Source organism: Cellulophaga sp. (assembly GCF_039943695.1).
Lineage (GTDB): Bacteria > Bacteroidota > Bacteroidia > Flavobacteriales > Flavobacteriaceae > Cellulophaga.
In genome coordinates this window covers 1-11,253 of record NZ_JBDVAA010000168.1, presented here as the reverse complement: position 1 = coordinate 11,253, position 11,253 = coordinate 1, and the positions used below count along the sequence as shown (strand labels likewise).

Sequence of the window (11,253 nt, the reverse complement as noted above, 5' to 3'; positions counted from 1 at the left end):
ACAATTTAATTATAGCGCAGATAACATAAACTTAAATCCTAATATTAGAAAAATATTAAGCATCACTAACAACGAGCTTGTTGTGCATTTTCCTGTAAAAATGGATAATGAAGATGTAGAGGTATTTACAGGTTATAGAGTACAACATAACAATGCGCTTGGCCCATATAAAGGTGGTTTACGTTATCACCCAACTGTAGATATAGATGCTGCCAGAGCTTTAGCTATGTGGATGACCTGGAAAACCTCTTTAGCAGGTTTGCCTTACGGTGGTGCCAAAGGTGGTATACAACTAGATCCTAGTAAATATTCACAAGCAGAACTAGAGCGCATTACTAGAAGATTTACTTATGCTTTAGGAGATAATATTGGTCCAGAATTAGATATTCCTGCACCAGATGTTAACACAAATCCGCAAACAATGGCGTGGATTTTAGATACATACATGTCTACAAAAGCACCATCAGAACGCTCTAAAAATATGCACGTTGTTACAGGAAAACCTGTAGGTGCCGGAGGCTCTGAAGGTAGAGACAGGGCTACAGGTTATGGTGTGTTTTTAAGTATAAAATTTTGGGCAGAAAATAAAAAAGTAAGCCTAAAAGATAAAAAATACATTGTACAAGGTTTTGGTAATGTTGGTTACTGGACTTCTCATTTTTTAGAAAATGAAGGTGCCATTTTAGTTGGCGTACAAGATGCATCTGGCTCTATTATAAATGAAAACGGAATATCTGTTGAAGATTTATACAAGCATACTATGGAACACAATGGTGCTGTTGCAGGCTTTAGCGATGCTACACCAATATTAAACGAAAACTTCTTTGGTATTAATTGCGATATCTGTGTACCAGCCGCTTTGGGTAACCAAATTACGGCAAATAACGCAGATAGCATTAAAGCTTTTTTAATTGCTGAAGGTGCCAACGGACCAACAGACGTAGAAGCTGAAAAAATATTACTAGAAAAAGGTGTTGCTATTATACCAGATATTTTATGCAACTCTGGTGGTGTAATTGGTAGTTATTATGAATGGTTGCAGAATAGAAACGGAGAAATTTGGCAGCTAGATGAAGTATTAGAAAAAATGCACAAAAAGCTAAAAGAATCTTTTAATAAAGTAATGAAAACTGCTTTAGAAAAAGATATAGATATGCGTACTGCTGCTTTTAATATTGCCATAGAACGTTTAGAACAGGCTTATGTACAAAGAGGAATTTTTCCATAAATAACAGATAAGAAGATGAAATACGGAGGCTTAATTATTGAAAAAAAAGAATATGTGCTGTTAAAAAAATTGATGAACCTATCTGGTTATCATAAAGATGTAACATATAAAAAATCTATTGCTAAGCTTAATAACGAGCTAAAAACTGCTACTGTAAAAGACGAAAAAGATATGCCTACAGATGTTATTAGGTTTAACTCTATTGTAACTATTACCGCAGAAGAAGGATGGCAAAATAGTTTTCAATTAGTTAAGCCTTCTGATAGTGATTTAAAAAACAAAAAATTATCTATTTTAACTCCTATGGGCACTGCCGTAATTGGTTACGCAAAAGGCGATACACTTTTATGGGAGTTCCCAGCAGGAGAAAAAACCCTTACGGTAACCAACGTAGAACAAAAAAATAATTATATAGATATAAATACTGTAGTATGAGTTCAAAATTGTTTTATAACCACGAGGAAGACGGCAGCATAATGATGAAAAAAGACAAGGAAGAGCTGCGCAATTGGATAAGTAACTTAGAGTTTATTGCTGAAGAATTAGGGTATTTAATAGAGATAGAAAAGCGCATTGCTAATCAAAAAACTATAAATCAAGAGCTGCAAAATTTACAAAAAGAAAATGCAGAAATGATAGTAGAAATGCGTAGATATAACAATACTGCACTTGGTAATTTAGAATGTGACACTGTAGAATGTGATGCTTTTTATCTTGAAAATCACGAAAGAAAAAGAAATGAATATTTGGCTTATGTACACAAATACAGAAAAACTAAAACCAAAACTTTTTCTCTGATTTTACTTAAAACCGCATAAACGAGATAAGAGGGTTTTTGTAAGTTAATCCTTCTTATTAAAACTAGGTTTTTGCATTTAGGCCTAGATAGAACACAACGGTGGGGGCTGTTGTGTTCTTTTTTATATACTTTTATACTTGTCTTCCGTCTAATAAATTTAAGGTTCTAGACCCATAAGCCGCATTTTTTTCTGAGTGTGTAACCTGTATAATTGTTACGCCTTCTTTATTTAACTCTTTAAAAATCTCCATAATTTCTTCTCCCTGCTTAGAGTTTAAATTACCTGTTGGCTCATCTGCCAAAATAAGTTTTGGACTAGAAATTAAGGCTCTTGCAATACCTACCAATTGCTGTTGACCACCACTAAGCTGACTAGGAAACAGGTTTTGTTTACCTACAATATTAAATTTATCTAGCATATCTGCCACCAATGCTTTACGCTCAGACGAGCCATACTTTTTGTACAACAATGGCATTTCTAAGTTTTCATAAACGGTAAGCTCATCTAATAAATGATAGGCCTGAAAAACAAAACCAATGTACTGTTTATACAAGTTAGAGCGGTGTTTTTCTTTTAAATTATGTACAGAGTCTTCTAAAAAATTATATTCACCCTCATTAAATATATCTAGCATACCTATAATATTAAGTAAGGTAGATTTTCCTGAACCAGACGGCCCCATAATAGAAATAAACTCGCCTTCTTCTACTTTTAAATTAATGTCTTTTAGCAAAAATATTTTTTGCCCGCCAGACTGTACCCACTTGTATATGTTGTTTAATTCTAATAACATAATTTGTATTTTATTCTGTTCGTAAACTTTTTATTGGATTTTTAGTAGATGACATATAAGTGCGCACACCCATAATTAACATTGCAACTATTAGCATAACAACACCGCTAATTGCAAAAACCCACCAACTTAAACTAGTTTTATTTGCAAAGTCTTGCAACCAATAATCTATACCAAAATAGGCTATTGGCGCAGCAATTATAAATGCAATAGCAACTAAGCTTAAAAACTCTTTACTTAGCAACAGATTTAGTTCTAATAAAGATGCTCCTAATACTTTACGTATGCCTATTTCTTTGGTCCTGCGTTCAGTAGTATAAACCACAAGACCTAGTAAACCTAAACAGCTAATTGCAATAGCTAAACCTGTTGCCCAATTTAACAATACAGCAGTTTTACGTTCCTGACTATAAAAGTGTTTTATAGTCTCATCCATAAAAATAAGTTCAAAGGGCTCATCTGTGTAAACACTGTTCCAAGCATTTTCTAACTTTTTAGTTGCATTAGATAAGTTTTCTCCGTTAACATTAGCAAAAGAAATATGAAATGTTTTAAATTTTCTGTTTGCTCCGCCTGTACCTACAAAAGCCAATGGTTTAATTCCTGTTTTTAAAGAACGCTGATTAAAATCTTTCATAACACCTACTATTTGGTGTTCTTCACCTTCACTTTTAATCATTTTTCCTATAGCATCGTTGGGCTTTTTAAAACCTAATAAACGCAAGTACGTTTGGTTAATTACAAATTCTTTAATACTATCATTATTTTGCTTTCTCCCGGCAAGTAATTCAATTCCGTAGATATCTAAATAGTTTTTATCGCCATATAATAATTGTAGTTCTGTATGTACTGGTGCATTAGTTTCATCAAAATAACTAGTATTTGTTGCGCTAGTACTAAAAGATGCTGGCGGATATTCTGCTAAACTAACTTTGTTTACCTCTGGTATGGCTTCAATTTTAGTTAATAATCGTTGTTGTTTTTCTGGCGTCATAGTATACCAAGGAGCTCTAACAGATGCTATGGCTTCGGTTCTAAAACCCATATCTTTTTGCAATAAAAATGCTATTTGCTTACCCACTAAAAGCGTTGCTATTATAAAAACCTGTGCTATTATAAACTGAAAAACAGTTAAGTATTTACGTAATGATGTTTTATCATTAGAAGCTACAATTTGATTTTTTAGTACTGCTATTGGTTTAAAATGAGAGAGTACTACTGCCGGATAAAAACCAGATAATAATGTAACAACTAATAGTAATACAATAATAAATACAATAACTGTTGGCTCTGCAAACAGCTCTGAACTTAGACCTTTTGGTATATAGTTTGCAAATATATTTAACAGCCAAAAAGAAAGTGCTATGGACACAATTGCAGCACAAATGGTTAGTAAAAAAGTTTCTCCTAAAAACTGATAAATTAGTTGTTTTTTAGAGCCTCCTAGTGTTTTTCTAACACCAATTTCTTTTGCTCTTTGCGTTGCCTGTGCTGTATTTAAATTTATAAAGTTAATACTGCCCAATAACAATAAAAAAAGAGCAATACAGCCTAAACTTATTAGTACCGATTTACTTGCTGGCTCCGAGTCAAAATCAAAAGTGTAATAGTTAGTATCAAAATGCATTTCTTGTAATGGCTGCATATAAAACTTACGCTCATTACCAAACTCTTCTTCATTAGGGTCTTTATGCTCTTTTGCTAACTTATTTAGTGTAAGCTGTACATTTTTAGCACTAGAATTTTTAGCTATTTTTATAAATAATTGTGAAGCCGAGTTGGTTCCGTTCCAATTGCTACTTAATACAGCACTTGTCATATCTGACTGATGAGCTGTTTTTAATGATATAAACTCTTCAAAAACAATATCTGTACGCTCTGTAAAATTAGCTACCACACCAGTTACTTGCATATTTATGGTATCGTTATACACCATATTTGCGCCTATTATATCTGTATAAGCGGTATTGGGGAAATATTTTTTAGCTCTTTTTTCTGATAACACTAACTGATTTGGACTCTCTAGCGCACTTTCTTTAGAGCCAGCCAACCATTTATATTTAAATACATTAAAAAAACCTTTATCTGCATAAATTACATAATCTGGTCTTTTAAATGTTTTATCTGTTGCTGTATTTTTTATATGTAACGGATACGTAGTTAAAAAAGGGGCAACAGCAGCCAAACTAGCCGAATTTTGTTTTAAGGCATCAGCTAAAGGAACTGAAACTCCCGGATTATAAAAACTACCCTCTGGAGTTACAAACTCTGTTGTTACCCTGTATATATGATCTTTGTCTGGATGAAATTTATCAAAAGTAAAATCGTAATACACCATTAAACCAATAACAAAAGACACGCTTAGGCCAATAGCCAAACTACTAATCTTAATTAAAGAAAAGAGTTTATTATTAAATAAGTTTCTAAACGCTATTTTAAAATAATTCTTAATCATAATTATTATTTTATAGAGTAAAATTTACTCCGTTCTTAAACTTTTTATTGGATTTGCTGTTGCTGCTTTTATTGCCTGAAAACTTACCGTTAATAGTGCTATTAAAATAGCACACATACCTGCTATAAAAAACACAAACCAGCTAATATTTACTCTAAAAGCAAACTCCTCTAACCATTGTTGCATTACAAAATACGCAACAGGAAAAGCCACTATTAAAGACACAGCTATTAACTTTAAAAAATCTTTAGATAACATTTGCGTTATGCCTACTACACTTGCACCCAACACCTTGCGCACACCTATTTCTTTTTTACGTTGCTCTGCTGTAAATGCTGCCAAACCAAACAAGCCTAAACACGCTACAAAAATGGCTAGCAAACAAAATAACAATCCAACTTGTGCCATTTTACGATCTTGAACATATAGCTGTTCCATATTTTTATCCAAGAACGTATAATCAAAACTAGAGTCTGGAGCAACCTTAGCATATACAGCTTCTAATTGTTTCATTGTACTTGTTATAGATGTGCTATTAAAACGAACAAGCAAGTAAGGCTTGCCCTCAAACCTACTGTTATGAAAAGCATAAGCACCAATTGGTTTGTGTAAAGACTCAAAATTAAAATCGTCTACAACACCAATTATTGTAGCATCATCTCCCAACTGCATATCTACTTTTTTACCAATAGCTTCTTCTGGTGTTAAACCTAAGTATGCAATTGCTTTTTTATTTAAAACCACGTCTACAAGCGTATCGCCCTTTTGCTTCACGTTTGGTAATGTTTTACCTGCTAAAAGCTTTAATTGCAATACATCTAAAACGCTAGCATCTGCTACATTGGTTTGTATACTTTTTCCGTTTTCATCTTGGTCGTTTTTATGTAAAGATCTTCCACTTACATCCATACCAGGAAAACCCTGGGCAGAACCAACTTCTATAACCGAGCTTAGTTTTTTAACCTCACTTGCTAAAGCCTGTTTGTTATTGTAAGTTTTAATTGCAGCTGTAGAAACAGCTACAACGTTTTCTGGCTTATAACCCAAGTCTTTATTTTTCATAAACTCTAACTGTTGGTAAACAACTAATACACCCACAATTAAAATCACAGAAGCTGTAAACTGAAATACAACCAATGCTTTTCTAATAACTGCATTACTTACGGTTCTATTTGCTGGTTTTAATATAGAACTTGGTGAAAAACCAGATAAATAAAAAGCAGGGTAAGAACCCGCCACCAATGTAGTTACCAACCAAACAACACATACACCAATAATAAAAGTTGGAGTTATTAAAAATTTATAATCTAAACTAGCACCTGTTATACTATTAAAAACAGGAATAATTGCAATAGATAGTGCAATACCAATACATAATGCAATTAAAGTTAGCAAACCTGTTTCTGCATAAAACCTAGCAACTAAACTTTTAGATGATGCTCCAAGCGTTTTATTTATACCCACATCTTTTGCTCTTTTTTGAGAGCGTGCTGTCATTAAATTCATATAATTAACGCAAGCAATAAGTAAAATAAGCAATGCTAAAAACGATAAGTTTTTAATTTCAGAAATACTACCAATTCTAGATGTGTATGTACTTGTGTAACCTTTAGAATATAAGTGCACCTCTGATAATGGCTGTAAAGAAAGTGTATACCATTGTCCTTGCTTGTCCACGTTTTTATCTAAAATTTGCTGCATTTGATTTTCTGAAGCCATTTTAGATGCATTGTCTTTTAATTGCACATAAGTCTCAAAACTAGAGTTGCTCCAGCTTGGTTCTTTAAAAAAGTATGTGGTACTAAATGATGCTATTAAATTACAATCTACCGTACTGTTTTTAGCAAAGTCTTCAAAAACACCCGTTACTTCTAATTCTGTTTTATCATCTACTTTTATAGTTTTCCCCATAGGGTCTATAGTTCCAAAGTATTTTTTTGCTGCACTTTTAGACAATACAACCGTATTAGGCCTAGTAATTGCAGAAGCAGGATCTCCTTTTATAAATTTAGTATCAAAAATTGAAAAAAGTTCCTGGTCACACCAAAACAATCTTTTTTCTAAAAAATTATTGTTATTTGCTTTTATAAAGGCTGTTTCGCCAAAGCTGTGTTGCAACATTCTGGCTGCATATTTTATTGTAGGCAATTCTTCTTTTAAAGCTGGTGCAACTGCTGCCGGAGCTGTTGCCATAATTTCTTTATCAAAAGCATCTCCTGTGGTATTAACCAACACTCTGTATATATCTGAGTAGCTTTTATATTGTTTGTCAAAGCTTTTTTCAAAAGAAATAAAAGAGAAAAGTAGTATTGCTATTGTTAAGCCTATTGATAGTCCTAAAATATTTAATGCAGAAAACATCTTGTCCATTTTAAGACCTCTCCATGCTATTTTGATATGGTTTTTAAACATAATTTTTAGTCTTTACTGTATTTTTTGAATAGTTGCTTCGCCAATAATTAGACCTTTATTTAACTCCGGATTTCCTTGGTAAGCAACGGTTGCCTCACCGTAAGCCGTAACTTTTAATTTTTTAGAAACCTGTACGCGGTAACTACCCTCACCGTAAGCTGTAATTTTTGTGTTGTCATTTTTTATGCCTAAAGTGTTAATTTTAGTTTCTCCGTAAGCTGTAATTTTCAGGTTTTCTACACTACCTTTTTTTAGTTCTAAAAAGCTTTCTCCGTATATAGTAGCATGCAATTCTTTAAGGTCTGTATCATTTAAAAACACTTGTGATTCGCCATATATTTTTAATCGTAATTTGTTTTGGGCAAACTGACTTTTACACACTATGGTTTCTTCTCCTCTTAAAGATATTTCTTCTATGTTTTTATAGGTAATAACAGCTTTTACAACGGTACCTTTGTAGATAGATGTACGCTGTTTGTAGCCATTTTTATTTGTTTTTTCGCTTTTAGTAAACTCTTTTGCCCCTTCTAAATATACACGTAAAGTTTTTCCAGAAACCTCAACATTTATTTTGTTTTCTGCTACCGTGCTACTTTCAATTGTTACACTTTCTGTTTCTCCTTCTACAAAAGTTACTTGTATGTGCGGACTAATAATTACTTTATTAAATGCTGCTACTTTTTTTTCACTTACTTGTGCCCTAACACTCATAGTCATTACTACTAAAAAAAGTGCTGTTATTATTTTAATTTGATTGATTTTCATAGGTTCTATTTATTTTTTGATTGATGATTTTATTCTGTTCGTAAGCTTTTTACTGGGTTAGATATTGCTGCTTTTATACTTTGATAGCTTACTGTTACAATTGAAATTGTAAGCACCAACATCGCAATTAAAATAAAAGACCATCCGTTAATTTCTATTTGGTATGAAAAATCTTCTAACCACTTTGTCATTACAAACCAAGCCAATGGTATAGCAATTACTATAGCTATTGCTACTAGTTTTAAAAAGTCTAATGTTAATTTGTACACAATGTTACTTATACTTGCTCCTAGCACTTTGCGTACTCCTATTTCTTTTATTCGCTTTTCTGCATTAAATGTTGCTAAACCAAATAACCCCAAACAAGCTATTAGTATAGATAAAATGGTAAAAGCAATAAATATTTTACCTAAACGCTCTTCTGCTTTATAAACATCGTTAAAAGAATCGTCTAAAAAATAATAATTAAATGGTTGTTCTGAAGCTACATTTGCCCATAAACCTTCTATACTTGCTATAGATTTAGCAAAATCTCCTTGACTTAGTTTTACTACTAATTTGCTACTTACTCTGCGGCTTAGCCTAAAGCTTACAGGGTCTATTGTATTACGTAATGTAGAGATATGAAAATCTTTAACCACGCCAATAACTTTATATTCTGTAGTATCAGAATCATCTACAAATGCCATTCCAATAGCATCCGTTGGGTTAATTCCCAACCTGTTTAATGCTGTTTCATTTACTATAATAGCTGTAGAATCTGTTTTATACTTAGGGTCAAAATTTCTTCCTGCAACAAGATTTATACTTAAGGTAGGAATATAATCTTCATCTACATCCCATTTTTGCATTTGTACTACTGCGTCTTCAACAGCTCTTCCTTTTGCCGTAAAAGATTGGTCTGTTCTGTTAGATGGCGTTGGTAAAAAACTTGTTAACGACACACTTTTTACACTTGCTAATTTCTCTATTTCTTGTTTAAAAGATGTTACTTGGTCACCAGCAGCATATACATCATCTAAAACCAGAACCTGTTCTTTGGTGTAACCAATATCTTTACCTTTTATATATTGTAATTGTTGAAAAACCACCAATGTGCTGCCCATTAAAAACACAGAGATTGCAAATTGAAAAACAACCAATCCGTTTCTTATTTTTCCGCCAGTACCTGTTGTTTTACCTCCTCCTTTTAATACCGTTACTGGTTTAAATTTTGACATAAAAAATGCTGGATAACTACCAGAAAGTAATCCTAAAAACAGTGTAAAAACCAAAAGTGAAATCCAAAAAAACGGATTTAAAAATGGAATTTCTATGCTTTTATTTGCTAAGTCATTAAAATATGGTAATGCTAAAAAAGTAAGCAAGACAGCAAAAATTAATGCTATAAAAGCCACCAAACCAGACTCTATTAAAAATTGCTTTATTAAATGGTATTTAGAAGAACCTAATGTTTTACGAACACCAACTTCTTTGGCTCTTTTAAGAGATTGAGCTGTAGAAAGATTCATAAAATTTACACTTGCTAAAACCACTAAAAACAAGCCTATAAATGATAAAATATAAATATTTTGTATGCTATTGTTGGGGTTTAATTCTGCTACACGGTCTGAGTGTAAGTGTATTTTACGTAGCGGTATAGTGCTAAAAACATAAGAATTACCCTCGCTTTTAAAGCGTTCTACCGTCATTGTAGGCGCAAATGTTTTTTGAGCATAGGGTACAACATAACTTGTAAATACATTTTGCAACCTTTTATTAAAACTAGCTATGTTAGTATTAGCGTTTAACTTTACAAAAGTGCTAAAGTTGTTGCTGCCCCAAGTAACTTCTTTTGCATTTGGGTTACTAGCCATAGACATAAGCATACTATAATCTCTTAAAAACGAATTTTTATGAAAATCTTCTATAACTCCTGTTACCGTATATACCTCATCATTATCTAAAACTATTTGTTTGCCTATTACTTGCTCTTCTGTAAAAAGTGTTTTTGCTGTAGATTTACTAATTACAATAGTATTTGGCTCTTGTAATGCTGTTTCTGTATTACCTTGTAATAAGCCTAGTCCAAACATTTTAAAAAAAGAAGGATCTGCAAAAGCATTACCATTAACTTTTATATTTTTAGTAGAATTTGCTTGGCGCGCCAACATTCCGCCCCAGCCTCTTAACCTTGTTGCTAGCTGTACTTCTGAGTATTCTTTTTCTAAAACTGATGCCATTGGTGGCGTTACAACAGCTAAATTATTAGAAGATGTTCCAAATTTTATATCTGCATTTATTCTATGAATTAGTGCTTCATCTGCAAACATTTTATCATAACTAAGCTCATCATAAATATATAATGAAATTAGTAGCGCTCCTGCAACACCTATAGCTAAGCCAAATACATTTAAAAATGTAAAAAACAGGTTATTTTTTAAATTACGCCATGCTATTTTTAATTGATTTTTAAACATAATTTTTATTCTTTACTGTTCGTTTTTTGATTGATGCTTACTAATATTCTAATTCTGTGCCAAAAATATAAACTACTGATTTTTAATATCTTACACTTAATTTAGGATTCAAAAAATTTGAAAGTGTCTAAATTTTTTACACTAAGTGTCCATAATTTGTACGTTAAAAAAAGAGTTATTCTGTTCGTAAACTTTTAACTGGGTTTGCTATTGCAGACTTTATAGACTGAAAACCAACAGTTACAATTGTTATTAGCATTGCAAAACCACCTGCCAATAAAAATACCCACCATTTAATTTCAATTTTATAAGTAAAATCTTGTAGCCAATTTTGCATAAAG

General features: G+C 32.2%; 8 protein-coding genes. 3 read left to right on the top strand and 5 right to left on the bottom strand.

All coding sequences use genetic code 11. From position 1 onward, the window contains the following. The 3 genes from ABJD66_RS11245 to ABJD66_RS11235 form a co-directional block, all read left to right on the top strand. Positions 1-1,228: Glu/Leu/Phe/Val dehydrogenase (locus ABJD66_RS11245; RefSeq protein WP_348131544.1), on the top strand; the 1,228-nt coding region annotated here is incomplete at its 5' end. 15 nt (positions 1,229-1,243) lie between these two features. After that, positions 1,244-1,663 (top strand): GreA/GreB family elongation factor, encoded by a 420-nt coding sequence (locus ABJD66_RS11240; RefSeq protein ID WP_100894558.1) that lies wholly within the window; start codon positions 1,244-1,246, stop codon positions 1,661-1,663. Next, the gene (locus ABJD66_RS11235) at positions 1,660-2,046 is read left to right on the top strand and encodes a hypothetical protein (protein ID WP_348131541.1); all 387 of its coding nucleotides are present in this window, start codon (positions 1,660-1,662) and stop codon (positions 2,044-2,046) included. Before ABJD66_RS11240 ends, ABJD66_RS11235 begins: the two co-directional genes overlap by 4 nt. Before the next feature lie 112 nt (positions 2,047-2,158). On the opposite strand, the gene ABJD66_RS11230 is transcribed toward ABJD66_RS11235, so the two are convergent. The 5 genes from ABJD66_RS11230 to ABJD66_RS11210 are packed head-to-tail and all read right to left on the bottom strand — an operon-like array spanning position 2,159 to position 10,912. Beyond that, a complete protein-coding gene (locus tag ABJD66_RS11230) occupies positions 2,159-2,821 on the bottom strand; it encodes an ABC transporter ATP-binding protein (RefSeq protein ID WP_303542079.1) in 663 nt (220 codons plus the stop codon). A 10-nt stretch (positions 2,822-2,831) separates the two neighbouring features. Beyond that, entirely contained in the window at positions 2,832-5,276 is a 2,445-nt protein-coding gene (locus ABJD66_RS11225) for an FtsX-like permease family protein (protein ID WP_348131538.1), read from the bottom strand. 24 nt (positions 5,277-5,300) lie between these two features. Next, entirely contained in the window at positions 5,301-7,688 is a 2,388-nt protein-coding gene (locus ABJD66_RS11220) for an ABC transporter permease (RefSeq protein WP_348131535.1), read from the bottom strand. Positions 7,689-7,700: 12 nt separating this feature from the next. Beyond that, positions 7,701-8,453: a head GIN domain-containing protein gene (locus ABJD66_RS11215; RefSeq protein ID WP_348131532.1), complete on the bottom strand. Its 753-nt coding sequence runs from the start codon at positions 8,451-8,453 to the stop codon at positions 7,701-7,703. A 29-nt stretch (positions 8,454-8,482) separates the two neighbouring features. Beyond that, complete coding sequence (locus ABJD66_RS11210; protein WP_348131530.1) at positions 8,483-10,912, bottom strand: ABC transporter permease; 2,430 nt, start codon at positions 10,910-10,912, stop codon at positions 8,483-8,485. Positions 10,913-11,253: the final 341 nt, after the last annotated feature.

Excerpts from the sequence above, each read along its gene's own strand:
- ABJD66_RS11240 (WP_100894558.1), top strand. The coding sequence starts at position 1,244 with ATGAAATACGGAGGCTTAATTATTGAAAAAAAAGAATATGTGCTGTTA.
- ABJD66_RS11230 (WP_303542079.1), bottom strand. The coding sequence starts at position 2,821 with ATGTTATTAGAATTAAACAACATATACAAGTGGGTACAGTCTGGCGGG.
- ABJD66_RS11235 (WP_348131541.1), top strand. The coding sequence starts at position 1,660 with ATGAGTTCAAAATTGTTTTATAACCACGAGGAAGACGGCAGCATAATG.
- ABJD66_RS11220 (WP_348131535.1), bottom strand. The coding sequence starts at position 7,688 with ATGTTTAAAAACCATATCAAAATAGCATGGAGAGGTCTTAAAATGGAC.
- ABJD66_RS11210 (WP_348131530.1), bottom strand. The coding sequence starts at position 10,912 with ATGTTTAAAAATCAATTAAAAATAGCATGGCGTAATTTAAAAAATAAC.
- ABJD66_RS11225 (WP_348131538.1), bottom strand. The coding sequence starts at position 5,276 with ATGATTAAGAATTATTTTAAAATAGCGTTTAGAAACTTATTTAATAAT.
- ABJD66_RS11215 (WP_348131532.1), bottom strand. The coding sequence starts at position 8,453 with ATGAAAATCAATCAAATTAAAATAATAACAGCACTTTTTTTAGTAGTA.